Genomic DNA, 23027 nt, shown 5'->3' with positions numbered 1-23027 from the left:
CGGGAACGCGTCCGGGGGGTGGCACATGCCACCCCCCGGACGCACAGCCACCCCTCAGGACTGGGGGCGACTGCCGTGGTTCGCGCCGTTCTTGCGGCGGGCCCTCTTCTTGCGACGTCGCTTCGAGGACATCGACCCTCCTGATTCGCTAGCTTTCGCACACTGCCCACCGGATTGTCATCTCCGGCGATCACAGGGCCCCTACCCCCGGACGCGCGGCCAAACACTCGACAATGCGGCGAACGGGTGGCGTACGTCACCGCACGCGACGGGGGGCTCACTCCGCGCGGCGATCACTCAGCGCGTGCCCGGAGCGAGGCCCGACGGCCATGGACAGTCGCCGACCTGCTGTGATGTGATCCGTGCGGTGGAACGGCCCCGCCTGGCGCTGCTCACCGGGCGATCCTCGGGTGCGTCGTGCGAAGGCGGCCCGGATCCCCGCGTCATGCCTTACGCCGCTCGATCATCCGTGGCTCTCCGCGAGCACCACGACGAGCGCCCGGGTCCGTCCCCCAGGCTCGAAAGTTCCGTACACATGCAGAAGACCAAGGCCGCACTCTGGGAATTCCTCCAGGGGCTCGGCAAGACGTTCATGCTCCCGGTGGCCCTGCTCGCGTTCTGCGGCATCATGCTGGGCATCGGCTCCTCGCTGTCCAGCGAGGCCGTCACCGACAACCTTCCCTTCCTGAAGGCCGAGGGCTTCCACCTCGTCTTCACCTGGATGGCCAACACAGGTCTGGTCGCCTTCACCTTCCTGCCCGTTCTCTTCGCGATGGCGATCCCGCTCGGTCTCGCCCGCGAGGACAAGGGTGTCGCCGCGTTCTCGGGGTTCGTCGGCTTCGCCGCCATGAATCTCGCGGTGAACTTCTACCTCACCGCCAAGGGCGTCGACTTCGAGGACGGGAAAGCGATCGAGCACTACGGCATAGCCGACGTGCTCGGTGTGCAGTCCATCGATACGGGACTCCTCGGAGCCGTAGCCGTTGGCATCGTTGTCAGCCTGCTCCACCAGCGCTTTCGTACGCAGCGGATGCCCGACGCACTGGCCTTTTTCGGCGGGCTTCGCTTCGTCCCGATCGTCTCCGCGCTCGTCCTGAGCGTGCTGGGTCTGCTCATTCCCCTGGTGTGGCCGACCTTCAACGGCTGGATCACCGCCGTAGGCCGAGGCATCGGACACACCGGAGTCTTCGGACCGTTCTTCTTCGGCATGGGAGAGGTGCTGCTGCGGCCGATCGGGCTGCACCACATCCTCGTGGCCATGTTCCGCTTCACGGACGTCGGCGGTTCGGGAGCCGTGTGCGGGGACAACGTCTCCGGGGCCCTGAACATGTTCTACGCGCACCTGGACTGCGCGGGCGCGCCGAACAGCGCCGTCACCGACGCGACGCACTTCCTCTCCCAGGGCAAGATGGCCGCCTACCTGGGCGGCCTCCCCGGTGCCGCGCTGGCGATGTACCACTGCGCGAAAAGGAAGATGCGCCCGGAGATCAAGGCGCTGCTCGTGTCCGGCGTGGTGGCCTGCGTCGTCGGCGGCATCACGGAACCGCTCGAGTTCCTCTTCCTGTTCGTCGCGCCGTGGCTGTACGTCATCCACGCGGTCCTGGTGGGGCTCGGCTTCCTCACGGCCGCCGTCCTCGGCGTCTTCATCGGGAACACCGACGGCAACGTCATCGACTGGCTGGTCTTCGGTGTCCTCCAGGGCTCGACGACCAAGTGGTATCTGGTGCCGGTGATCGCGGCCGTGTGGTTCGCCGTGTACTACTTCCTCTTCCGCTGGGCGATCACCCGCTTCGACCTCAGGACCCCCGGCCGCGAGGAGGAGCCGGAGCAGGAGGACGCGGATACCGCTCAGGAAGGGGCCGATGAGCCCGCCCGCGAGCTGGTCGCAGGGAAGTACGACGCCGTGGCCATCCTCGACGCGATCGGCGGCGCCGACAACATCCGGTCGTTGGACAACTGCATCACCCGCCTGCGCATGACGGTGGAGGACGCGGGACAGGTGGACGAGGCCCGGCTGAAGAAGCTCGGCGCCGTGGGCGTGATCAAGCTCGACGACCACAACGTGCAGGTCGTCATCGGGCCGCAGGTCCAGTCGGTGAAGGACGCCATCGCCACCATGATCCCGGTGGGCTGACCATGGCTTCCCCCTCCCCCGGCCGGGCTCGTGAAAGCGTGCCTGCGCCCTACGACTTCGACACCCCCGTGGACCGCCATGGCACCTGGTGCACGCAGTGGGACTACGTCGAGGACCGGTTCGGCGTGCCGGATCTGCTGCCGTTCACGATCTCCGACATGGACTTCGAGACCGCCCCGGAGATCATGGCCGCGCTCCGCGGCCGACTGGACCACGGCGTGCTCGGCTACTCCCGGTGGCGCCAGGACGACTTCCTCTCCGCGATCGTCCACTGGTACGCGACACGGCATGCGACGGCCGTCGATCCCGGATCGGTGGTCTACGCGCCCTCCGTCGTGTACCAGCTGTCGCAGTTGCTCCGGCTGTGGTCGCGACCAGGTGACGGCGTGGTCGCCCATACCCCCATGTACGACGCTTTCCCGAAGACGGTGGCGGCCCATGGGCGGCAGCTCCACGCGTGCCCGCTCGACGACTGGGTGGAGCTGGAGCGGCTCCTGGCTCTGCCGGACACGGCCGTGCTGCTGCTGTGCTCGCCGCACAACCCGACGGGCAGGGTCTGGTCCGCGGACGAGCTGGACCGGATGGCACGGTTGTGCGCCCGGCACGGTGTGGCCGTCATCAGCGACGAGATCCACTCCGATCTGGCACACGCACCCCATGTCCACCGCACCTGGGCGCGACACGGTGACGAAGGCCGGTGGGCCGTCATCACCTCGGCATCGAAGTCGTTCAACATCCCCGCACTGACCGGCAGTTACGGAATCATCGGGGATCCGGCGTCACGGGACGCCTACCTGCGCCGGCTCAAGGAAGCGGACGGCCTCTCCTCCCCCGCCGTGCTGTCGCTGGTCGGGCACATCGCCGCGTACAGGGAGGGCGCGCCCTGGCTGGACGCCTTGCGTACGTACCTCGCGGGCAACCTCGCGATGGTGGCCGCCCGCCTTGGCGGGCAGTTCCCGCAGCTCGGCTGGGAGCCCCCGCAGGCCGGGTATCTCGCCTGGATCGACCTGCGGCCGCTCGGCGTCGACGACGACGCGCTGCAGCGCGAGCTCGTCGAGGTGGAGAAGGTGGCCATCATGCCCGGAGCGGCGTACGGCTCCCCGGGGCGGGTTCGGCTGAACGTCGGGTGCCCCCGCTCCAAGGCGGAGGCGGGCCTCGATGCGCTGGTGCGCGCCCTGCACCGGCTCATGTAGCCGGCCGGCCGGCGGACCCGCGGCCACCCCGGGCGAGGGCTGCGACCCGCTGTAGTCCGTCGTCTCGTTCCCCTCGTCCGTCTCCGGTGGTCGACGTCACGCGCCCCTGGGTCCGGCCCGGCAACGGGCCCGCGGTGGTGGCCCGCGGTCGTCGGCATGCCTTGTCGGCGACCCGGAGCCGGGAACCCCGAGAGGGCCTCGTCGTGGCGGGACCGGACGCGGCGGCAACGGTTCCCGCCCCTGGATCCGAGCCCGTCTCCTGATCACGTCGGCGCGACGCGGCGCGTGCCTGTGCCGACGTCCCCCTCCGCCGGATGAGACCGGCCGTCGGATCACGCGTAGATTTGGAAGGAGACCCGTCGCGCTCGCAGGGTGGAGGGAGCGCGTGATGAAAGCGGACATCGATTTCACGGCGTTCTTCGACGCCACGCCCAGCCCTTATCTGATGCTGGACACGGACCTGGTGATCGCCTATGCGAATGCGGCATATCTGCGCGCCACCGGCCGGACCAGGGAGCAGCTGGTCGGGAAGTACTTCTTCGAAGCCCTGCCGGAACGCCCGGGCATTCCGCGCGATACGCACCAGAACGTGAAGTCGTCGCTTCAACGGGTCCTCGACACAGGGGTACCGGACACCTTGGTGCTGTCGCGGTACGACATCCCCGTCGTCGGCCGCCCGAACGAGTTCGAGGAGCGTTGGTGGTCCGAGATAAACACCCCGCTCTCCGGACCCGACGGCATGGTGCGGTGGATCGTGCAACGGGCCGAGGACGTCACCGCTTTCGTGCGGTCGCACCGCGCCCGCCAGCTCACCGAGGAGTTCACCGATCGGGAGAAGGGCATGGCGGCGGAGCTCTACGCGCGGGCCGGCGAACTGGAGCGGCTGAACGAGGAACTGCGCTCGGCACACGCCCGTGAACAGCAGGTCGCCATAACTCTCCAGGAAGCCATGCTCTCCGTCCCCGACCTGCACAGGCACGACGACAACATAGCCGTGCGCTACCTTCCCGCGACCACATCACTGAACGTCTGCGGCGACTGGTACGACATCGTGGACCTGCCACCGGACCGGTACGCGGCGGCGGTCGGGGACGTCGTCGGCCACGGCCTGCGGGCCGCGGCGGTCATGGGCATGCTCCGCAGCGCACTGAGCGCGGTCATCCGTGCCATTCCCAGTCCCGCCCAGGCTCTGGAGGTCCTCGGTCTGTACGCCCGCTCCCTGGACGGTGCGACGGCCGCGACCGCGGTCAAGGTACTCATAGAGACCCGCAGCAATCTGATCATCTACAGCAACGCCGGGCACCCGCCGCCCGTCCTGCTCCGCAGCGACGGGACCTTCGAGCTGCTGGACCAGGCGACCGATCCGTCGCTCGGCGCCCGCCCCTACCACGTCCCCCGCCCCCAGGCCGGGATCTCCTACACCCGTGGGGACACCCTCGTGATGTACACGGACGGTCTCATAGAACGCCGGGGCGAGGACATCGACGTCGGCCTGGAGCGCCTGACCACGGCTCTGGCCCAGGAGAGCACGCTCGCTCCCGGCAAGATGGCCGACGCGCTGCTGACTCGCCTCGACATCGCGGAGGGTGCCGCCGACGACGTCGCCCTCGTCGTCATCCGTCTGTAGGGAGTCGTGACGCCGTGCTCCTCGTGTCCGTCACGTGCGGGGGCACTCCACATCCACCCGGGCGCCCTCGTATCCCGGGCCGCGGCGCTTCGGCACTGTTGCCCGCCGCGACCTGGCCATGCCAGGCGCTCCTCGCAGCGGTCCGGCCGGGGATCCGTGCGGTGGGTGCGCCGATGCTCGCCCACCGACCAATGCCGCCCGGCCGGTTTTTCCTGTCTCCCCGGTCTGAAACGTGAGCGGGAGGGTAGGCGGAGCGCCAAGTGAGCAGTGTGGTGCAGCGCACCTGACGGGGGACGTGTGATGGAACGGCTGGCGACGGATCGCGGTGCGGAGCAGGACGGGACGGTGACTGTTCCGGGTGTCGTGGCGGGAAGCGCCGCCTTCGACATGGACTCGGGAGAGATCGCCCGTGCCCGTGACTTCGTCCGCGACTTCCTGTCCGGGGCGCAGCGGTCCCTGGACGGTCTGCACGTGTCCGCACGGGCGCTGGGTGCCGCGCAGTTGGTGGTGAGTGAGCTCGCCACCAATGTCTGCAAGTACGCGCCGGGGCCCTGCCTGCTCGACCTCGAAGTCGACGGCGACATGCTGGGCATCACCATGTGGGACTCGGGCTCCGTGCTCCCCGGCACCCTGCGGGCCGACCCCACGCGCGCGGGACAGCACGGACTGGAGATCGTCCTCGCGGTCTGCCAGAGCTTCGAGGTCCGCCGCGAGCCCGTGGGCAAACGCGTTCGTGTGCGGATCTCGCTCGTCGACGGCCTGGACGATGATCCTGCGGGCTCTTCGCCCTGGTGAAGTCCCATCGCGCGCCGGCGCCGATGCCCGGCGACGTGTTCGCGCCCGCACATGACGGTGGGGCGGCCGCACCCTCCGGGGCGCGGCCGCCCCACCGTCGCGTTGCCGTGACGTGTGGCCGGTGCTCAGTAGGCGGAGTCGACGTTGTCGATGGAGCCGTACTTGTCTGCGGCGTAGTTGGCGGCCGCGGTGATGTTGGCGACCGGGTCGGTCAGGTCCTTCGGGGTGCCGTCGACGTGATAGGCCTCGAAGGTCGGCTGGATCACCTGCAGCAGGCCCTTGGAAGGCGTGCCGTTCTGTGCGTTGACGTCCCAGCCGTTGGCGGCGTCGGGGTCGCCGCCGGACTCACGCATGATGTTCCGGTGCAGCCCCTCGTAGCTGCCGGGGATCCCCTCGTCATCCATGATCTTGAGGGCCTTCCGGATCCAGCCGTCCAGGTCGTCCTTGTCGGAGGCTGCCGCGGCGGCCTTCTGCGCGACGGCGTCCGCCTGCGCGGAGACCCCTGCTGCCGATACCCCGGCTGCCGCGGCGATGCCGTGCGAGGCCGGCTCCGAGGCGTGTGCGGGCGAAGGGGCGAGGGTGAGGGCCGCTGCTGCGGCTCCCGCCGCGCACAGTGCGGAGACCGAGAACCGGCGGATCCGGGCGGTACGGGCGGTGGGGGCCAGGGACTGGTCGGACGTACGGATAGGACACTCTCCTTGCACAGCGGTCGGGAATGTCCGGGAGCCGGGGACGACGGAACGGAAGGGGCCGCGGTGCGTCCCGTACGTGTGGAACGTGCTTGTGCGCCCTGTCGGTCCGGAGCGTCGGCTCCCGTGGACTCGATCCATGGTTAGCGGCGCCGCTGGACGGAGGCAACGGGCGGCATTACTACGCGCCTACGTAGCAGGGGACCTGCAGGCCGTTGGACGGGATCCAGCACCGCGCTGCACGGCACACACCTCTACTACCGCTCTTCGTATGTGATCTGAGACCTATGGGCCGACTCACATGCCCCATGGCCGGTCCACCGCTCCGTGCCCAGGAGGGCCGGCCGCCGCCCTTCCCACCCCCTGGGCGGAACACTCGCACGCCCTCCGGACACGATCCGGGGTCGCCCCTCCCCGGCGTGAGCCATCCGGTATGGATCGATCACCCCTCGGGCGCGGCGTCGAAGGTGGCGTCCTCGGCCTTTCGCGACGGGAGCCGGCGAAGGATCGTGCGCAGGTCGGGGAGCGGGAGCTTCGGCCGCCGGTCGGCCGTGAGCAGGCCGTTCGTCTCCTGCTCGGTGTCGGTGAACTGGGTGTAGCAGAAGCCTGCGAGCCCTGAGTCGACGGCGGCGCCGACGAGGGTGGAGAGCCGGTCGGCGAGCTCCTTCGGCGTGGTGAGGGTGTCGTAGCCGAACCACCGGGTGCCGGCCGGTGCGAGGGTGGCGCCGCCGAATTCGCTGAGGACGACGGGCTGCCCCTGGTGCTGGATCCCGGGGAGTGTGAGCCGCCTGGCACCCGGCCACGGGTCGACGATGTGGCCGCTGCGGAGCGAGGAGTCACCGTAGCGACGGCGGAGGACCTCCGCGTCCTGCGTGTAGTCGTGGACGCCCCAGATGTCGCTGGTGGAGATTTCCCAGCCGTCGTTGGAGACGGTGGGGCGCGAGGGGTCCAGGGTCTTGGTGAGGTGGTAGAGGGCGTCGATGAAGTGGCGCTGCGCGGGGACGAGGGCGGGGTTGGGCACCGACCAGGACTCGTTGACGGGTACCCAGGCGACGATGGAGGGGTGGCTGAGGTCACGGGTGACGGCTTCGGTCCATTCGCTGATCTTGCGGCGGACCATCCGGGTGCTGAACGCGAAGGCGGACGGCATCTCCTGCCAGAGCACCAGACCGATCCGGTCGGCCCAGTAGAGGAAGCGGGGGTCCTCGATCTTCTGGTGGACGCGCAGTCCGTTGAGGCCCATGTCCTTGGCCAGTTCCGCGTCGCGGCGCAATCCCTCGGCGGGCGCGGACAGGTGCGTGTCGGGCCAGTATCCCTGCTGGAGGGCGAGGCGCAGGAAGTACGGCTTGTGGTTGAGGAGGAAGACTCCGTCGCCCCAGCCGATGTCGCGCAGGCCCAGGTAGGACGTGACGCGGTCGACGGGGTGGCCGTCGGCGGCGTCGCTGAGCGTGACCGAGGCGTCGACGAGGTGCGGGTGCTCAGGACTCCAGAGCAGGTCGTCGAGGTCCTGGGCGTGGCGCAGCGCGGGGATGGAGATCTCGAAGTCGGTTTCCTGACCTTCTGCCAGGGTGCGTTGCTCCGCGAGCACGCGATCGCCGAGAGTGAGGCGGACCGTGAGGTGCAGCGGGCGCTGCGGCCACCGGCTGAGCTGGATCTGGCAGCGCACCCGGGCGTGGGCGACGTCGGGCGTCCAGTGCAGGAGTGTCACGTGCTGTTCGGGGACCTCCTCGAGCCACACCGGCTGCCAGATTCCGGACGTGCGGTGGTACCAGATGACGTGGGGGTCACGGCGCCAGTCCTGCTTGCCGCGGGGCTGCGCGGCGTCGGACGGCTGGTCCTCGGCCCTGACCACGACGACCTGGTCCCCGTCGTGATCGACGACGTCGGTGAGATCGCAGGTGAAGCCGGTGTGTCCGCCTTCGTGGCGGCCCACCAGGTGGCCGTTCACCCAGACTTCGGCCCGGTGGTCCACCGCACCGAAGTGCAGGAGCAGACGCCGCCCGGGGGCCGGCACGGTCACGTCGACGGTACGCCGGTACCAGAGCGTGGGGTGGAAGCCGGTGTCTCCCACCCCCGAGGCCCGGCTCTCGGGCGGGTACGGCACGGTGATGGTGCCGGTGAAGGGGGCGGTCACGTCCGGGGCCATCCAGCGGCCGGACCGGCCGCGGTCCGCGTCGTCGTAGGCGAACTGCCACGTGCCGCTCAGATCACGCCAGTGCGGGTCGCGGACGAGTTGCGGCCGGGGGTGTCCGGCGGCGTCCAGGTGCGTGTGGGACATACGGGAACTCCGGGAGGGATCGGAAAACGTGCACGGGGATGGAGGGCGTCGCCGCGGCCGGTCAGGCTTCTTCCCTGCCTGTGGTGGAGCGGAGGTCCACCACCGTCGCGGCGAAGGCCAGCGGCCCGGGCAGCAGTGGTATCAGCAGGGGCATCGACCACACGAGGAGCGCGGCGAGCAGCACGGCGGCGGCCAGCAGGAGGCTCCCGCCCGGGTCGGCGGCCGAGCGGACGAGCCCCTCGCGTACGGACAGCTGGTGCGGGGCCGCGATCGCGGTGGCGCGCAGCCCGACGACCGCGGCCGAGAGCGCGAGCAGGGCCAGTGCGGGTGCCACGACGGGCGCCCCGGGCAGCTCGCTGCGGACCAGAGCGGCGTCGACCGCGAGGACCACGACGAGAACGGGAATCAGCAGTCCGGCGGCCAGCGTGCGAACGGACAGACACGCACGCAACCGGCCGGCGTAAGCCCCGAGGCCGACCGGCAGACCGTCGTGCGCGGTCTGCCGGAGGGTCCCCGATGCTGCGGCGAACGCGGCCGGAGCCGTGACGACGGGCAGGCAGGCAACGCTCGTGAGCAGTCCGACGACCAGCATGTCGGCGAAGAGGCTGAAACCGGAGCCGAAGACCTCGCCGGGTTCCCGGCGGTCGCGGTGCGGTGCGGTGGGCGCGTGGGACATGGCGGCTCAGCCCTTCAGCCCGGAGGTGGCCATGCCCTGCACCAGGTAGCGCTGGAACACGAAGAAGAACAGCACGATCGGGAGCACGGAGATCACCGACATGGCGAACATCGGTCCGTACGCGGAGGTGCTGGACTGGTCGACGAAGCTGCGCAGGGCCAGGGTGATGGTGAACTTCTCCGGCGCGAACAGGTAGATCATCTGTGTGAAGAAGTCGTTCCACGTCCAGATGAACGTGAAGATGGCCGTGGTGATCAGCGCGGGCCGGCTCAGGGGCAGCGTGATCGACCAGTAGGTGCGGAAGGGACCGCAGCCGTCGATGCGGGCGGACTCCTCGAGCTCACGGGGAAGCCCGCGCATGAACTGGACGATGAGGAAGACGAAGAACGCCTCGGTGGCGAGGAACTTGGGCATGATCAGCGGCCAGTACGAGTCCACCAGGCCGAGCTGGTTGAAGACGATGTACTGCGGGATCAGCACCACGTGGTGCGGCAGCATCAGCGTCGCCACCATGAACCCGAACATCACCTTGCGCATACGGAAGCGCATCCGGGCGAAGGCGTAGGCGGCCAGTGAACAGGACAGGACGTTGCCGAGGACCGCGCCCCCCGCGATCAGCAGGGTGTTGCCGAGGAGTCTGCTGACGGTGACACCCGACACCCCCTCGAGGGCGGTCGTGTAGTTCGACCACTCCAGGTGGCTCGGCCACAGATCGAGGCTGGTCACCACTTCGTCGGCGGGCTTGAGTGAGGTGGCGAGCAGCCAGGCCAGCGGATACAGCAGGAGGAGGAGGCTCACGGCCGCGGCCGTGTGCGGCAGCCACCGCTTCGTGGCGATGTTCATCGTCCCTCCTCGTCCGCGTAGAAGACCCAGGACCGGGAGGTCCGGAACAGGATCAGGGTGACCAGGCCGATGGCGATGAGAAGCAGCCAGGCCATGGCCGATGCGTAGCCCATGTGGGAGGCGGTGAAGCCTCGCTCGTACAGGTACAGCGTGTAGAACATGGTGGAGTCGGCGGGGCCGCCGTTGCCGCCGCTGATCGCGAAGGCCGGGGTGAAGACCTGGAAGGACTGGATGGTCTCGAGCACCAGGTTGAAGAAGACGACCGGGGACAGCATGGGCACCGTGATGGACACGAACTGCCGCCATCGGCCGGCGCCGTCGAGTGCCGCCGCCTCGTAGAGGTCGGGCGATATCTGCTGCAGCCCCGCCAGGAAGATCACCATGGGAGCGCCGAACTGCCAGACGGTGAGCAGGACGACGGCGTACACGGCGAGGTCGGGGTTGCCGACCCAGCCACCGGCGTCGATGCCGATCGCGCCCAGGATGCCGTCGACCGAGCCGCCGTCGTTGAAGAGGGCCTTCCACACCAGGGCGATGGACATGCTCGCCCCGAGAAGGGAGGGCGCGTAGAACGCGGAGCGGTAGAAGGCCCGGCCCCGGCCGAGGTTCTTCAGGAGCATGGCCACACCGAGGGCGAAGGCCAGCTTGAGTGGGACGGCCACCACGACGTAGAGCAGGGTGGTCCCCACCGAACGCCAGTATCGGGGGTCCGCGGTGAGCATCTCGGTGTAGTTGCGCAGGCCCACCCACTGCGGCGGGTCGAAGAGGTTGTAGTCGGTGAACGACAGGTACAGCGAGACCGCCATGGGCACGAGGGTCAGGACACCCGCGCCGATCATCCACGGTGAGAGGAACGCGTAGGCGGGCCACTGCTTCTCACGTACCCGGCGGCGTCGCTCGTCGGGGAGTTTCGGGGCCTCTGTCCGGTCGTTGGACGCGGGTGCCCTGGTCGGTACTGCGCTCATGACCTCAGCTCCCGGACGGCCTCGTCGATGAGTTCACGCGCGGCCTCGCGCGGGGTGGCGAGGCCGTACGCCACGCGCTGGTACTGGCGGGTGAAGGCGGTCTGGACGGCGACGTCGCCTCGCGGCGGTGCGGTCGGCGGGGCGTCCAGGCCGTGCTTCTCCATCGTCTGCGCGTACCGGTAGATCTCCAGCTCCGGGCCTTGCAGGGTCTTCGCGACCCGGTCGGCGATCACACGGTTGGGCGGAGTGGACCGGGTGAAGCCGAGGATGTCGCCGGCCCGCCGGTCGTTGAGCAGAAAGTCGGCCAACTGGGCTGCCTCCTTCGGGTGTTCGCTGTGGGCTCCGACGCCGAGGAGCATGGAGGGCTTGAAGTACTGGCCCGCGTGGCCGTCGGTCGTGGGGACCGGAGCGAAGCGGATGTCGTCACCGAGGAGAGCCGTGTAGCCGGGGAACGGTGCGTCCCAGGTGTAGTCGGCCGCCGCGAGTCCTCGTCCGATGGGGCTCGTCTCGGTGCTGCTGGCCTGCACGGTGTCCTTGGCCTCCGCGACGGCGCCTTCCCTGCGCAGCTCGTCGCAGAACGTCCAGAACTCGGTGAGGTCGTCCTCGGTGAACCCGAGCCTGTTCTGGTCGGCGTACAGCTGCCCGCCGCGGCTGCGCAGCCAGTTCTCGAACACGTCCTCGTTGACCCCGCCGTCGTTGGCGCCGACGACACGGCGCCCGTCGGGGGCCCTCAGCCCCAGGGCGGCGACCCGCCTGTTGGCCTGCGCCCACTCCTGCCAGGTCCAGCCGGGGCGCGGCGCGGGGATCCCTGCCTGCTTGTAGACGGCGGAGTCGTAGGCGTATCCGGTGATGCCCCGGCCCATGGGCAGGGCGTACTGCTTACCCTCGTACGTGCCCGTGCGCAGGAAGTCGGCGTCCACCTCGGAGGTCCGGATCGTCCTGTCCCGGATGGCCTCGCCCAGGGGCAGGAGCGCCCCGCCTCCCGCGTACTGGGAGACCTGGCGGTAGTCGAGCTGGGCCAGGTCCGGGATGCCGCCTCCCGCGGCCTGGGTGGCCAGCTTCTGCATGTACGAGCCGAAGTCCCCGTTGGAGGTGCGGACGGTGACGCCTGGGTGTTCCTCCTCGAAGAGCCGCACGGCCCGCTGGGTGCGTTCGGCTCGGTCGTCGTTGCCCCACCAGGAGAACGTGAGGGTGATTCCTCGGGATGTGCCGCCGCTCTCGGCGGAACACGCGGTGAGCGTGGCCGTCAGTGCCGTACTGAGACCGATGCCGGCCGCGGCCAGGACGGCCCGGCGGCTCGGGTGTCGGCGCCGGCCGTTTCGGGGCTCGGGCATGGAGGAGCCTTCCAGGAACAGGACGTGGGTGGAGGGAGGGGAGGGAGGAGCGCAGGGCCCCGGCGCGGGGTCGGGGCCCTGCGACGCGGGCGGCTGACTGCCGTCAGATACCCGGGTAGACGTTCAGGCGTCCGCACATGCCGAAGCGTCCGCGTGCCGTGGGGCCGGTCGAGGCGACCCGCGCCTCGGTCAGGTGCCGCCCGTCCGCACCGCGCAGGGCGCCGAACTGCTCCCCGGTCGCCGTCGCGGCGGCGTGGGCGCCGTCCCGCCAGCGCTGCTCCCACTCGTCGAGACGGGGCCGCACCAGTGCGGCGGCCGCCCGCTGGAACGCCGCGAGCGGTTCCGGATCGCCCGCCTCCGTGGCTTCACGAAGCTCCAGGAAGCGGTGTGTCGCCAGGTCGCGGCGAGCGCGGGCGATGTCCGCCTGTTCGGCCTCGGGGACGTCGGTGGGGATGCGGATCGCGTCGGCGTACGTCTCGGCGTCCGTGAGACGGTCCTGCGGCAGGGTGAGGACCGCGTCACCCGCCTCCGGCAGACCGCTGTTCTGCATCACGACGACGATCTCCAGACCGCCTTCGTTGACCAGGCGGTGGATCGTGCCGGGCGTGAACCAGGCCACGGTGCCCGCCTCCAGGGGTGTCTCCCGGTAGCCGGAGGTGGTGAGGGTCTGCACGGAGCCCCGGCCGGCCGTCACCACGTACCCCTCGCTGCAGGTGAGGTGGAGGTGCGGGGTGCCGCCACCGGGCAGGCCCTCGACCGTGGGCCAGTCGTAGACGCTCAGCCGTGACACTCCGACCGCTGCCGGGAACCCGTCGTAGGTCGCGCTCACCATGTGCGTGACTCCAGGTGTGCCGCGACCTGTTCTCGGTCCCAGGCACCGTCGGCGACGAGTACGCGGTAGCTCCGGTGGAGTGTGTCGCCGGGGGCGAGGACCATCTCCTCGTGGAACGCCCAGGAAGGCGCCACGGCGGCGAAGGGGTCGCTGCGGACGAACCAGTGGGCCGGGTGGGTCCCCTTCTCGCCCGTGTGGTCGTTGGCCGGGGAGTGCTCGAAGACGACCGTGGCGTGACCGTCCCGCCCGTCGTGCTCACCGACGTACGCCAGCCAGGGGGCCTGGCCTCCCATGAGGTCCTCGCCGTTCGAATCGCCGGTGAACACCGTGCCGTCGCGGAAGGCGCGGGGGCCGCGCCAGAAGAGGCCCGTGTATCCGGCCGCGGGTCGGCCGTGAGTGGTGGGACTGCCGAAACGCAGGGGTTCGGCACGCCGGTTGGTCAGCGTCGAGGTCCAGCCGAGCGTCCAGCTGCCGGCCTCCGGGTCGACGTCGCACACCTCGATGCGGCGTTCCTCCTCGGCCCACAGTTCGCCGCCGTGCGGGTGCCAGGTCAGCTGCTCGGCGATGACGGCCCGGTCGCCGACGGCGCTGACCTCGCCGAAGGCCACATGGGCCATCGAGCCGATCTTCTCCGGCAGTGCGAGGTACCCCTCGCCGTGCACGTACGTGTTGCCGCCCCACAGGTTCTGCCCCGACAGGTGGGAAGCCGTCAGCTGCAGTCCTTTGTGCCAACGGTGGTCGTTGGGGCGGTAGTCGGTGACGAGTCCGCCGGAGAGGGTCCTGATCGGGTGCAGATATGGCTTGGGCGCCTCCCACGCGGCCTCGGGACGGTACACGTAGGCGAAGAGTTCGGTTCCGGTCGCCTCATGGGCCACGGTGATCCGGTCACCGTGGGCGTGGTTCAACGAGAGCGTCATGCGTGGTCCTCTTCCTTGCGGGTGATGACAGGTGCCCAGCCCGGGGCGCCGCCGTGCAGCTCGGTGTAGTAGGGATCACCGGGACCGATGTCGCCCGCGCGTACGGCCGTGTCGGTGAACGCCGACTTGTAGAGGGCGGTGATGAACTCGAGCGTCTGCCTGCCGCCGGCGCCGCTGGTGGGGTGGCGCCGCCCGTCACGGATGTCGGCCACCAGGGCGCGTAGCTGGGCCAGGTGGGAGCTGGGCCGGTCCGTGCCGAAGTCCCGCCAGGCCGCCGCGGTCTCCTCGGGGACGCCGGGCGCCGGGGTGATGCGCCAGTCCGCGTTGCGGTAGCCGTACAGATGGGTGAGCTCGATCGTGGCCCTCTCGCAGTCGATACGGATCCGGCTGACCTCGTCGGGGCTGAGGACGCTGTTGACGACGGTGGCGACGGCTCCCCCCTCGAAGCGGACCTGGGCGGTGGACACGTCCTCCGTCTCCACGTCGTGCACGAGCCGGGCCGCCATGCCGCGCACCTCGGTCCACGGGCCCATCAGGTCGAGCAGCAGGTCGGTCTGATGGATGCCGTGGCCCATGGCGGGGCCGCCGCCCTCGGTCGCCCAACGACCGCGCCACGGGACCGCGTAGTACGCCGTGTCGCGGTACCAGGTGGTCTGGCAGTGCGCCACGAGCGGCCGGCCGAACGCACCATCGCGCAGCAGCCCGCGGACGTGGCGGGCGCCGGAACCGAAGCGGTGCTGGAAGACGATGGACGCGTACGGCTCCGTGTCACCGCCCTTCTCCGCCGCCTCGATCGCGTCGAAATCGGCGAGCGAAGGACACGGCGGCTTCTCGCACCACACCCAGGCTCCGGCCCTGAGCGCCGCCACGGACTGCGCCCGGTGCACTGCGGGCGGCGTGCACAGGACCACGAGGTCCGGGCGTACTTCGGCGAGCATCGCGTCGAGGTCTGTCCCGGCATACGGGATTCCGGCCTCGTCCGCGAGTGATCGGACGGCGTTCGCGTCCACGTCCACCGCGGCGACGACCTCCACCTCGCCCTCCGCGGCCAGGGCCTGAAGTGCGGGCAGGTGGCTGGAACGCGCTATCCCTCCCGTGCCGACCACGGCGGTGCGCAGCGGGGCGCTCGAACGATGCGGAGACATACAGACCCTCTCGTGAGGCAGGCGGGTGGAGCGCTCCGGGCCGGCGGGCCCGCCGCGACGGGCCAGGCCCCGGACAGGACCCCTGTGCGGACGGCCGGTCTCGGCCCGCAGACGTGCGGCGGTACCGCCCGGACTCTGCTGCCGGCACGGTCGCCGGTGATTCATTACAACGTTGTAACCGCCGTGAGTCTCCGGGGTCAACCCTTCGTACGAGATGGATTCGAGGAACGGTCCCGGCGCTGACACCCCGCACCTGCGCGTGCATAATCCTGATGACGACGAAGAGGGGGCCGGCCTGTGGCAGCGGTGACGCTCAAGGACGTGGCAGATCGCGCAGGGGTGTCGATCAAGACTGTGTCCAACGTTGTACGAGGTGCCCCCCGGGTCTCCGAAGCGACCCGGGAACGTGTGATGCGCGCCGTGGGCGACCTCGGCTACCGCCCGAACCCCTCGGCGCGCCGCCTTCGCACGGGGCGCAGCGGTCTGATCGGTCTCGCCGTCCCGGATCTGGCCACGCCCTACTTCTCGGAGCTCGCCCACCACGTCAGGGCGGAGGCCGCGGCGCTGGACCTGACGGTCCTGATCGAGGAGACGATGGGGGACGCGACGGAGGAGTTGCGCCTGGCGACGGGGGTGGGCGCCGCGCTCCTCGACGGGGTGATCCTCTCGCCGTTGCACGTGTCGCGTGGTGAACTGGCGCCTGTCGCAAGCGAGTTCCCCCTGGTGCTGCTCGGGGAACGCAGCTACGTGGGTGACCAGGTCGTGGCGGATCATGTCCTGATCGACAATGTCGCGGCGGCCCGTGAGGCGACCGCGCACCTGGCCGGCCTCGGACGGACCCGGATCGCTGCGGTGGGTGTGGACCCACAGGCGTCCGCGACCAGTCGGCAGCGGCTTGAGGGGTTCCAACAGGCTCTGCACGACGCCGGGTTGATGTTCGATCCCCGGCTGGCCCCTCCGGTGCGGGAGTTCGACCGGCGCAACGGCCTGCTGGCCACCCGCGCGCTCGCCTCCCTGCCGGCGGAGGTGCGGCCCGATGCGGTGTTCTGCTTCAGCGATCTGTTGGCGTCCGGAGCGCAACGGGCTCTGTACGAAGCAGGTATGAGCATCCCCGGGGACGTCGCGGTGGCGAGCATCGACGGCTCGGACGAGGCGCTCTACAGCACACCGTCCCTCACTTCCGTGGTGCCCGACAAAGCCGCGATCGCAGCCTTGTCCGTGAAGTGCCTCGCGACACGCATCCGCTCGGAGGCGCCACTGCCGTTCGAGGTGCACACAGCGCCGCACCGGCTGGACGTGCGGGAGTCGACGGACGGCGTGCCGCGGCAGTTGGCACCGTGACGGGTGTGCGCTCCGACGGCCGCCCCGTGACGTCGGTCCCCCTGGTGACGGTGGTGGTGGACCCTTGGTGGCGGGCACTGCCGCCCGGCGGCGTCCGCGGCCGGGCGGCGTGGGCCACGGCTACGCGCCGCGCCCTGGCCGGACGGCGGTCGGCTTCTGATCGAGCCCGACGAGGACCGTCGGCCGGGCGTTCACGCGGATGACCTCACCTTCACCGGTGTGAAGTCGCGTGCCCCGATGAACTCGGGGCGGCGGATCGGAGCTGAGAAGGGCTCCTGTGCGGTGTTGTCGACGCTGTTGAACACGATGAAGACGTTGCTGCGCGCGTAAGGGGTGATGTTGTCCCCGGAGCCGTGCATGGCGTTGCAGTCGAACCAGGTCGCCGAACCGGCGCTGCCCGTGAAGAGCTTGATGCCGTGCCGGTCGGCCAGCTGTGTCAGGACCTCGTCGGAGGGGATCCCGGCGTCCTGCATCTGCAGGGACTTCTTGTAGTTGTCCTTCGGCGTCTCACCCGCGCAGCCGACGAACGACTTGTGGGAGCCGGGCATGATCATCAGCCCGCCGTTGGTGTCGAAGTTCTCGGTCAGCGCGATCGACACGGACACGGTCCGCATGTTGGGCAGACCGTCCTCGGCGTGCCAGGTCTCGAAGTCGGAGTGCCAGTAGAAGCCCGAGGCCCCGAAGCCGGGCTTGACGTTGATCCGTGACTGGTGGACGTACACGTCGGAGCCGAGGATCTGGCGGGCCCGGCCCACCACCCGCTCGTCGCTGACCAGCCCGGCGAAGATCTCGCTGAGCTTGTGGACCTCGAAGACGGAGCGCACGCTTTGCGACTTCGGCTCGATGACCGAGCGTTCGTCGGCACGCACCCGCGGGTCGGCGACCAGCCGGTCCAGCTCGGCCCGGTAGACGGCCACCTCGTCGGGGGCGATGAGCTGGTCGACGGTGAGGAAGCCGTTCCCCTCGAAGCCCTGGAGGTCCTTCGCGGTGACCGGGCCCGGCGCGCCCGGCGCGGACCAGATGACCGGGTCCTGGCGGGGAGTGGTCATCTCGGCGGCGCCGCGCGAGGGGTACAGGTCGGCGCGTACATCGGTGGTCATGGTTCAGCCCTCCTCTGTCAGCAGTGGGTATACACCGTTCTCGTCATGGTCCTCCCGTCCGGTGACGGGGGGATTGAAGACGCACACGCAGCGGAAGTCGGTCTTGGGCCGCAGGGTGTGGTGCTCGTGCCCGTTCAGCAGGTACATCGTGCCGGGGGAGATCCAGTGCTTCTCGCCGGTCTCGTCATTGGTGAGCTCGGCCTCGCCCTCGGTGCACAGAACGGCCTCGATGTGGTTCGCGTACCACATCGACGTCTCCGTGCCCGCGTAGAGCACGGTCTCGTGGAGCGAGAAGCCCACCTTCTCCTTGGCGAGCACGATGCGCTTGCTCTCCCAGGTACCTGAAACGGACTTGATGTGCCGGTCGGTGTTCTCGATGTCACTGAAAGATCGGACGATCACGGTGCGATGGCGCCTTTCCTTCGGTGGCGCACCCCACGTGCGGTGGTGAGGCGCGAGCGGCCGGCCGGCCGCCGGGTTCGCGGGTGGCCCTTCGTGACGGACCTCAGCCGGTTTCCCGAACCGCGTGGGCGAGAATCCGCAGACCTTCGTCCAGCTCTTCCGAGGAAACGGTGAGTGGCGGCATCACCTTGACCACCTCGCTCTCCGGGCCGGAGGTCTCCAGGAGCAGGCCCAGCTCGAAGGCGCGGGCGCAGACGGCGGACGCGCGCTCGGGGTCGGTGAACTTCATCCCCCGGACCAGGCCTCGGCCACGGGTCTGGGCACCGGCCTCCGCGTGCTCCTCCCCGATCGCCATGAGCGTCTGCTCGACCTGCTCGCCGCGGGCCAGGGTCTGCTTCTCCATCTGGCCGTCGGCCCAGTAGGCGTCGAGCGTGGCGGCGGCGGTGACGAAGGCCGGGTTGTTGCCGCGGAAGGTGCCGTTGTGCTCGCCCGGCTCCCACACGTCCAGCTCGCCCTTGAACAGGCACAGCGACATCGGCAGACCGTAACCGCTGATCGACTTCGACAGCGTGACGATGTCCGGGACGATGCCGGCCTCCTCGAAGGAGAAGAAGCCGCCGGTACGGCCGCAGCCCATCTGGATGTCGTCGACGATCAGGAGCATGTCCTGGCGGTGGCACAGCTCCTGCAGCGCGCGCAGCCACTCGGCGCGGGCCACGTTGATGCCGCCCTCACCCTGCACGGTCTCCACGATCACCGCGGCCGGCTTGTTCAGCCCCGAACCCTGGTCCTCCAGGAGCCGCTCGAACCACAGGAAGTCGGGGACCTGACCGTCGAAGTAGTTGTCGAACGGCATCGGGGTGCCGTGCACCAGCGGGATCCCGGCGCCCGCGCGCTTGAACGCGTTGCCGGTCACCGCGAGCGAGCCCAGCGACATGCCGTGGAAGGCGTTCGTGAACGAGACGACGGACTCGCGGCCCTTGACCTTGCGGGCGAGCTTCAGCGCCGACTCGACGGCGTTGGTGCCCGTCGGGCCGGGGAACATCACCTTGTACGGCAGGTCACGGGGCCGCAGGATCACGTTCTCGAACGTCTCCAGGAAGGCCCGCTTGGCGGTCGTGGCCATGTCCAGGCCGTGCGTGATGCCGTCGCGCTCGATGTAGTCGATCAGCGCGCGTTTCAGCACCGGGTTGTTGTGGCCGTAGTTCAGCGACCCGGCACCGGCGAAGAAGTCCAGGTACGAGTGGCCGTCCTCGTCCGTGAGCCGGGCGCCCTGCGCACGGTCGAACACCGCGGGCCAGCTGCGGCAGTAACTGCGTACTTCCGACTCAAGACTCTCGAAGACACTCAGGGCGGGCGGGGTCCTCGTCATGATGCAACGCTCCTAGTGCGGCGGGTTTCCGAGTACTGGGTTCCTGGCGTCGGAGTGGGAGACTCAGCCAACGGTCCGATGCGGTAGAGGTGTTCGGACTCGTGGGCATCGGGGAAGAGCCGCGCGGGAAACAGCGGCTCGTGTTCCACCGACGCCCCGTGCCGCGCGGCGAACGAGTGGAACAGCCGCTGCGACGCCTCGTTCTCAGCGCTGATCGTCGTCTCCATCCGCTGGAGGACACCACGGGACCGCAGGCGGCCGGTCAGGTGATCCAGCATGGCCCCGCCCAGCCCCCGTCCACGCCGCTTCCCGTCCACGGCGATCTGCCAGATCACGAGCGTGCCGGGCTGTTCGGGGCGGATGTACCCCGTCGCGAAGGCGGCTGCCGTGCCGCTCTCGTCGCGGGCGACCACGGAGGTCGCCGCGAAGTCACGACACCAGAGCAGATAGCTGTAGGAGGAATTGACATCGAGCACGTGGGAATCGCGTGCGATTCGCCATACGGAAGCGCCGTCCTGGACAGTCGGCTCTCCCATATTCCCTTCCGAATTCACCATGGGTTTACACCTCCGTCTCGCCGCAGTGCACAAGGCGGGAGGATTCCCGCGCGAATCAGATGAATTCCCTCAGGCTGAACGGACAGAATGATCGCTAAAACACGCGTTCACCGAAAAGATGTTCTTGACGGTTCGCATTCGGAAGAGCGGTCCACGTGCCGGAATCGTCATTCCGTTGCAGCTCGGAAGGGCTGCCCGGATTCATGCTAGGCCGACGCTCGCGCTCGGGCCACAGGAGAACTTCCGTACGGGCGGACAGGCAGGCAGGCGCGGAAGCCTCTTCCTACGGGGGAATGCCGGTTTCCCCACTTGGCCGGCCGGGCCGCCGATCGGGTGAGTTCTCTCGTCTCCGCGTACAGCCGGAGCGGACCGGAACGGGGACGCCGCCGGCCGCGCCGCTGCCCCTGCAGACCGGCGTCACGCCCGATCGCCGGGGGCATCGGTGACGCCCCCGGCGTCGAACGACGTACAGCCGGACGGCCGGCCCGACGGCAGCGGACGATCGGACCGGTCACCACTGTCCCGGCGACGGGGCGCACGAATGTTGCGCCTTCTTGTCAACTACCCCGTAGTAGGCGACTGTTGGTCAGCTTCAATTGGATCGGGGGATGTACATGACCGACGGGTCCCGCCCGGGGAGACGCTCGCCCGGCACACCCACTCCTTCGACACCCGGCACCGTGCCGACCCACCCGCTCGTACCGGACCCCGCCACGCACCCGCCGGGCCGGCCCCCGCAACCGTCGACGACACCGGCGCCGGAGCCCCCGCAGGCACCTGCCCCAGAACCCACCCCGGCGCCGCTTCCCGGCACGCCGTCTCCCCCGACCCGCCCGAGTCGACTCCGCACACAGGTCGCTCGGATCCGGGCACTGGATCCGGCCAACAAAATCGCACTGGGCGGACTGGTCCTGGCCGTAATGGCCTTCGCGGCGCCTTCGCTCGGTGCCACGTACAAACACCTCTTCGCTCAGGACTCGGTGGTGGTCGGGGCCGAACAACTGAACGGCTACTGCACGAGCACCTGGTCCACCCTCCCCGGTAACGCCGACCTGCTGCCCCGGCTGCCCGAGGCCGACCAGCGGGAGATCGTGCGCTGGGAGCGCGAGCAGCGGATAGTGCAGCGTCAGACCCTGCGGGTCCTGCTCAGTCTGCGCGGCAACACCGACAAGGCGGCACAACTGCGTGACGTCACTGTCACCGTCGTTCGCCGTGATCCGCTGCCCGAGGGGGTACGCCCCGAGGTGCGGACGCTTGGATGCGGGAACGGCGAGGAGCCTCCTCAAGCGGCGGGGATCAACCTCGACCTGCTCGCGGTGGGACGGCCCGTGTCGCTGAGCGCACTGCGGGGAAAACCGGGGCAACGCGCTGCGGCCGAGGAGGCACTGGACTGGGGCAAGCCCGTGACCCTGCCGCACTCACTGGACAGCGGGGCGGTCTATTCCCTCTTCCTCCTGGGCCGGACCGAAAGTTACGACGTCAGTTGGAAGGCCACCCTGACCTGGTGGGACGGAGAGAAGACCAAGTCGGTCGACCTCGACAACGACGGCCGGCCCTTCCGTGTGATGGCCGACCCCCGCCGATCCTCATGAGCGGCCGGCACCGGATGTTCGCTGTGGCCGCTGCGGTTGCCGTCGTCCATCTCGCGGGCGTGCTCCCCGCACAGATCCACTGGGCGGAGGCAGCAGGGTCCCCGTCGTCCTGGGAGGCCCTGAGAATGGCGACGGTGTCGCCCGTGTGGCGGTTCAACGAGCAAACCGGCGTTGCCGGGTTCCTCCTGGAGGGGCTCTGGCTGGCACTCTTCCTGGCGGTCCTGCTGTCGGCCACCCGTGCACTCGCCGCCCGGATGGGGCCACCACTGCGGCCGGGGGCTCGGCAAGCCGTCATTCTGCTGCTGGCCGCCCCCGCAGCCGCAGGGGTGGCTCTGCTGATCAGCAGGTTTCCGGACTTCCTGCACGACCAGGAGCCGGACGGACTCTGGCAGCGCATCATGAGGTACGAGGGCCCACAGCTTCCCCGTCTTCTGGAAGACGCCTGCACCATCGCCCCGCACGCTCTCCTCCTCGGTACCGCTGCGGCCGTGACCTGGCAGGCGTGTGCTGTGCCCGCCAGGATGCGGTCCGCGGGAATCCCACGGTCGGTGCGGCGACGGGCGCTGTTCCTGGTGTCGGTGCTGCGCGGCCCTCTGCGCACGCTCTGGCCACGGATCGGCGAAACGGTCCTGGCGACAGCGGCGGCCACCGCCTTCGAACGGCTCCTCGCCCTGCCCGCACTGGGTACGCCCGCCCGGGTTGCCTTCGAAGGTCTCTGCCCGTCGAATTGCGGGGATGGTGTGGCTTCCGCCGTGCTGCCCCTGCCCGACACCGGCGGTCAGCCGACCACGGTGCAGGAGCTGATCATGGTCGTCCACATCGAGCCGTTGGGCCACGTCTGGTTCACCTGCGCCTTCGCCGTCACTTTCTTCGTGTTCCGTGCGCTGCCCGCGTTCCGCGCCAGGCCGCTGCGCCCGGCCACCCTGTTCGTGCTGTTCTGGCTCTCCTACGCGGCCGGGCGGCTCTGCAGGCACCTGTACGTCACGGTGTGGTCGTTCGGCATGGAGGCGCCGCCGGTTCCCGCAGAGGTGCTCCGGTCCCTGCTGCTGGAACCGGAACCGTTGCGTGACGCGCTGTTCAGCGCCCCGGCGACCGCGGCGTCGGCGACGGCGGTGGTGGCGCTGATCGCAGTGGTACACCGCAGATCCGTCCCACGACGTCCCGCACCGATTCCCGAGCACCCCGCCGATTAGAGCGAAAGTGCCGGCACCGGGTGCATACGGGCGGCAGGTACG

21 protein-coding genes are annotated in these 23027 nt (G+C 69.7%); 7 read left to right on the top strand and 14 right to left on the bottom strand.

Annotated elements, in window-relative coordinates:
* Positions 1 to 54: 54 nt before the first annotated feature.
* Positions 55 to 132, bottom strand: a complete 78-nt coding sequence (locus JOC24_RS34290; RefSeq protein WP_374104540.1) for a 50S ribosomal protein bL37 — start codon at positions 130 to 132, stop codon at positions 55 to 57.
* Positions 133 to 535: 403 nt separating this feature from the next.
* Between JOC24_RS34290 and malX the strand changes: the two genes are divergently transcribed.
* The 4 genes from malX to JOC24_RS28930 all read left to right on the top strand — a co-directional run bounded on the left by malX (position 536) and on the right by JOC24_RS28930 (position 5749).
* Positions 536 to 2134, top strand: coding sequence for a maltose/glucose-specific PTS transporter subunit IIBC (malX, locus tag JOC24_RS28945; RefSeq protein ID WP_205023370.1), 1599 nt, complete (start codon positions 536 to 538; stop codon positions 2132 to 2134).
* A gap of 2 nt (positions 2135 to 2136) precedes the next feature.
* Positions 2137 to 3327, top strand: coding sequence for a MalY/PatB family protein (locus JOC24_RS28940; RefSeq protein WP_205023369.1), 1191 nt, complete (start codon positions 2137 to 2139; stop codon positions 3325 to 3327).
* Between the two features lie 388 nt (positions 3328 to 3715).
* Positions 3716 to 4954: a PP2C family protein-serine/threonine phosphatase gene (locus tag JOC24_RS28935; protein WP_205023368.1), complete on the top strand. Its 1239-nt coding sequence runs from the start codon at positions 3716 to 3718 to the stop codon at positions 4952 to 4954.
* 300 nt (positions 4955 to 5254) lie between these two features.
* Complete coding sequence (locus tag JOC24_RS28930) at positions 5255 to 5749, top strand: ATP-binding protein (protein ID WP_205023367.1); 495 nt, start codon at positions 5255 to 5257, stop codon at positions 5747 to 5749.
* A 125-nt stretch (positions 5750 to 5874) separates the two neighbouring features.
* On the opposite strand, the gene JOC24_RS28925 is transcribed toward JOC24_RS28930, so the two are convergent.
* From JOC24_RS28925 to JOC24_RS28885, 9 genes are all read right to left on the bottom strand, one after another.
* Positions 5875 to 6414 (bottom strand): transglycosylase SLT domain-containing protein, encoded by a 540-nt coding sequence (locus JOC24_RS28925; RefSeq protein WP_239581144.1) that lies wholly within the window; start codon positions 6412 to 6414, stop codon positions 5875 to 5877.
* Positions 6415 to 6880: 466 nt separating this feature from the next.
* Positions 6881 to 8716, bottom strand: coding sequence for a sugar-binding domain-containing protein (locus tag JOC24_RS28920; RefSeq protein ID WP_205023365.1), 1836 nt, complete (start codon positions 8714 to 8716; stop codon positions 6881 to 6883).
* A 61-nt stretch (positions 8717 to 8777) separates the two neighbouring features.
* On the bottom strand, positions 8778 to 9392 hold the full coding sequence (locus JOC24_RS28915; RefSeq protein ID WP_205023364.1) for a hypothetical protein: 615 nt from the start codon (positions 9390 to 9392) through the stop codon (positions 8778 to 8780).
* A 6-nt stretch (positions 9393 to 9398) separates the two neighbouring features.
* Positions 9399 to 10235, bottom strand: coding sequence for a carbohydrate ABC transporter permease (locus tag JOC24_RS28910; RefSeq protein ID WP_205023363.1), 837 nt, complete (start codon positions 10233 to 10235; stop codon positions 9399 to 9401).
* Complete coding sequence (locus tag JOC24_RS28905) at positions 10232 to 11200, bottom strand: carbohydrate ABC transporter permease (RefSeq protein ID WP_205023362.1); 969 nt, start codon at positions 11198 to 11200, stop codon at positions 10232 to 10234. Before JOC24_RS28905 ends, JOC24_RS28910 begins: the two co-directional genes overlap by 4 nt.
* The gene (locus JOC24_RS28900) at positions 11197 to 12534 is read right to left on the bottom strand and encodes an ABC transporter substrate-binding protein (protein WP_205023361.1); all 1338 of its coding nucleotides are present in this window, start codon (positions 12532 to 12534) and stop codon (positions 11197 to 11199) included. Before JOC24_RS28900 ends, JOC24_RS28905 begins: the two co-directional genes overlap by 4 nt.
* A gap of 103 nt (positions 12535 to 12637) precedes the next feature.
* Positions 12638 to 13366, bottom strand: a complete 729-nt coding sequence (locus JOC24_RS28895; RefSeq protein WP_205023360.1) for a cupin domain-containing protein — start codon at positions 13364 to 13366, stop codon at positions 12638 to 12640.
* Positions 13360 to 14283 carry a DUF6807 domain-containing protein gene (locus JOC24_RS28890; RefSeq protein ID WP_205023359.1) on the bottom strand — a complete coding sequence of 308 codons (924 nt, stop codon included), beginning with the start codon at positions 14281 to 14283 and terminating at the stop codon, positions 13360 to 13362. Before JOC24_RS28890 ends, JOC24_RS28895 begins: the two co-directional genes overlap by 7 nt.
* A complete protein-coding gene (locus JOC24_RS28885) occupies positions 14280 to 15428 on the bottom strand; it encodes a Gfo/Idh/MocA family protein (RefSeq protein ID WP_205023358.1) in 1149 nt (382 codons plus the stop codon). The genes JOC24_RS28890 and JOC24_RS28885 overlap by 4 nt, the downstream gene beginning before the upstream one ends.
* 297 nt (positions 15429 to 15725) lie before the next feature.
* On the opposite strand from JOC24_RS28885, the gene JOC24_RS28880 reads away from it, so the two are divergent.
* Positions 15726 to 16769, top strand: coding sequence for a LacI family DNA-binding transcriptional regulator (locus JOC24_RS28880; RefSeq protein ID WP_205023357.1), 1044 nt, complete (start codon positions 15726 to 15728; stop codon positions 16767 to 16769).
* A 191-nt stretch (positions 16770 to 16960) separates the two neighbouring features.
* Here the strand turns inward: JOC24_RS28880 and thpD are convergent, their stop codons facing one another.
* From thpD to ectA, 4 genes are all read right to left on the bottom strand, one after another.
* Positions 16961 to 17869, bottom strand: coding sequence for an ectoine hydroxylase (gene thpD, locus JOC24_RS28875; protein ID WP_205023356.1), 909 nt, complete (start codon positions 17867 to 17869; stop codon positions 16961 to 16963).
* A gap of 3 nt (positions 17870 to 17872) precedes the next feature.
* Positions 17873 to 18271, bottom strand: coding sequence for an ectoine synthase (locus JOC24_RS28870; RefSeq protein WP_205023355.1), 399 nt, complete (start codon positions 18269 to 18271; stop codon positions 17873 to 17875).
* Positions 18272 to 18374: 103 nt separating this feature from the next.
* Positions 18375 to 19643, bottom strand: a complete 1269-nt coding sequence (gene ectB, locus JOC24_RS28865; RefSeq protein WP_205023354.1) for a diaminobutyrate--2-oxoglutarate transaminase — start codon at positions 19641 to 19643, stop codon at positions 18375 to 18377.
* Complete coding sequence (gene ectA / locus JOC24_RS28860) at positions 19640 to 20200, bottom strand: diaminobutyrate acetyltransferase (RefSeq protein ID WP_205023353.1); 561 nt, start codon at positions 20198 to 20200, stop codon at positions 19640 to 19642. The genes ectB and ectA overlap by 4 nt, the downstream gene beginning before the upstream one ends.
* 920 nt (positions 20201 to 21120) lie before the next feature.
* Between ectA and JOC24_RS28855 the strand changes: the two genes are divergently transcribed.
* A complete protein-coding gene (locus JOC24_RS28855) occupies positions 21121 to 21792 on the top strand; it encodes a hypothetical protein (protein ID WP_205023352.1) in 672 nt (223 codons plus the stop codon).
* A 23-nt stretch (positions 21793 to 21815) separates the two neighbouring features.
* On the top strand, positions 21816 to 22985 hold the full coding sequence (locus tag JOC24_RS28850) for a hypothetical protein (protein ID WP_205023351.1): 1170 nt from the start codon (positions 21816 to 21818) through the stop codon (positions 22983 to 22985).
* Positions 22986 to 23027: the final 42 nt, after the last annotated feature.

The organism is Streptomyces sp. HB132, assembly GCF_016909575.1.
Taxonomy (GTDB): domain Bacteria; phylum Actinomycetota; class Actinomycetes; order Streptomycetales; family Streptomycetaceae; genus Streptomyces.
This window is presented reverse-complemented; position numbering and strand designations above follow the sequence as displayed.

What these genes read in the sequence shown, in the direction of transcription:
- JOC24_RS34290 (WP_374104540.1), bottom strand. Translation starts at nt 132, where the DNA reads ATGTCCTCGAAGCGACGTCGCAAGAAGAGGGCCCGCCGCAAGAACGGC.
- JOC24_RS28935 (WP_205023368.1), top strand. Translation starts at nt 3,716, where the DNA reads ATGAAAGCGGACATCGATTTCACGGCGTTCTTCGACGCCACGCCCAGC.
- malX (WP_205023370.1), top strand. Translation starts at nt 536, where the DNA reads ATGCAGAAGACCAAGGCCGCACTCTGGGAATTCCTCCAGGGGCTCGGC.
- ectA (WP_205023353.1), bottom strand. Translation starts at nt 20,200, where the DNA reads ATGGTGAATTCGGAAGGGAATATGGGAGAGCCGACTGTCCAGGACGGC.
- JOC24_RS28920 (WP_205023365.1), bottom strand. Translation starts at nt 8,716, where the DNA reads ATGTCCCACACGCACCTGGACGCCGCCGGACACCCCCGGCCGCAACTC.
- JOC24_RS28885 (WP_205023358.1), bottom strand. Translation starts at nt 15,428, where the DNA reads ATGTCTCCGCATCGTTCGAGCGCCCCGCTGCGCACCGCCGTGGTCGGC.
- JOC24_RS28930 (WP_205023367.1), top strand. Translation starts at nt 5,255, where the DNA reads ATGGAACGGCTGGCGACGGATCGCGGTGCGGAGCAGGACGGGACGGTG.
- thpD (WP_205023356.1), bottom strand. Translation starts at nt 17,869, where the DNA reads ATGACCACCGATGTACGCGCCGACCTGTACCCCTCGCGCGGCGCCGCC.
- JOC24_RS28905 (WP_205023362.1), bottom strand. Translation starts at nt 11,200, where the DNA reads ATGAGCGCAGTACCGACCAGGGCACCCGCGTCCAACGACCGGACAGAG.
- JOC24_RS28890 (WP_205023359.1), bottom strand. Translation starts at nt 14,283, where the DNA reads ATGACGCTCTCGTTGAACCACGCCCACGGTGACCGGATCACCGTGGCC.
- ectB (WP_205023354.1), bottom strand. Translation starts at nt 19,643, where the DNA reads ATGACGAGGACCCCGCCCGCCCTGAGTGTCTTCGAGAGTCTTGAGTCG.
- JOC24_RS28900 (WP_205023361.1), bottom strand. Translation starts at nt 12,534, where the DNA reads ATGCCCGAGCCCCGAAACGGCCGGCGCCGACACCCGAGCCGCCGGGCC.
- JOC24_RS28855 (WP_205023352.1), top strand. Translation starts at nt 21,121, where the DNA reads ATGGCCTTCGCGGCGCCTTCGCTCGGTGCCACGTACAAACACCTCTTC.
- JOC24_RS28940 (WP_205023369.1), top strand. Translation starts at nt 2,137, where the DNA reads ATGGCTTCCCCCTCCCCCGGCCGGGCTCGTGAAAGCGTGCCTGCGCCC.
- JOC24_RS28895 (WP_205023360.1), bottom strand. Translation starts at nt 13,366, where the DNA reads ATGGTGAGCGCGACCTACGACGGGTTCCCGGCAGCGGTCGGAGTGTCA.
- JOC24_RS28915 (WP_205023364.1), bottom strand. Translation starts at nt 9,392, where the DNA reads ATGTCCCACGCGCCCACCGCACCGCACCGCGACCGCCGGGAACCCGGC.
- JOC24_RS28910 (WP_205023363.1), bottom strand. Translation starts at nt 10,235, where the DNA reads ATGAACATCGCCACGAAGCGGTGGCTGCCGCACACGGCCGCGGCCGTG.